The 903-nt window shown below is 38.8% G+C and carries 1 pseudogene; it reads right to left on the bottom strand.

The window, feature by feature from the left end:
• A pseudogene (locus BAZO_RS10395) lies at window positions 1–903 on the bottom strand (IS3-like element IS1068 family transposase); the annotation flags it as partial.

Raw genomic sequence — 903 nt, 5'->3', positions numbered from 1 at the left:
GAGCTTGTAATCAAGACCTGAATGCATCCTTTTTGTATTGTAATAGGTCTCAATGTATTTAAATATTTCTTGAGTAGCCTCAGCTCTTGTCTCAAAATGAGCATCATTAATAAGCTCCCTCTTTAGCGTCTTATAAAAAGACTCCATCATTGCATTGTCATATGGATTTCCTTTACGACTCATGCTAGATTGAGCACCGACTTGACGAAGAGTAGATTGATAACGAGAGCTTGTATATTGACTCCCTTGATCAGTATGGACAATCAAGCCAGGCTGAGGCTGTTCTTTCCCACAAGCTTGTAAGAAGCAATCCCTCACCAGTTTATCTTGCATCCGTGAAGACATTGACCAGCCTACAATCTTACGTGAAAAAACGTCGATATTCACGGCTAAGTATAAGGTGCCTTCTTTGGTAGGGATATAGGTCATGTCTCCCAGCCATACTTTATTAGGAGCTGTTGCTTTAAAGATCTGATTAATTAAATTGGGTCTTGAAAGCGAAGCTCCTTTTCTGTTGTAATGTTTATATTTATAACGGCTTCCCTTGGCATAAAGTCCCATCAAATGCATCAGTTTCCCAACACGTTTCGTGTTGGTCATAATACCAGTATTATGAAGTACCTTGGTAATTCTAACCGCACCATAGCGTCCCTTATGCTCATGAAAGACAGCTTTTATCTTCTCTGAGAGAATTTCTCTCTCCACTTGTTGTTTTGAAGGACGACGATGCATGTATTCATAGAAACCTGAGCGAGAAACCTTAAGAACTTTTACTGCATGTTTAATTTTTATCTTCCCATGATGTTTCAAGAGAAATTCAAAACGTTTTACTTGCTTCGCTTCAAGAAGACCCGGAACTTTTTTAGAAGTTCAAGTTCCTCCTGAAGATAACGATTTTCTTTC

The organism is Schinkia azotoformans LMG 9581 (assembly GCF_000307855.1).
In the GTDB taxonomy this organism is placed as follows: Bacteria; Bacillota; Bacilli; order Bacillales; family Bacillaceae_J; genus Schinkia; species Schinkia azotoformans.
Note: the sequence above shows the minus strand (reverse complement) of the source record. Positions and strands in the feature narration are given on the sequence as shown.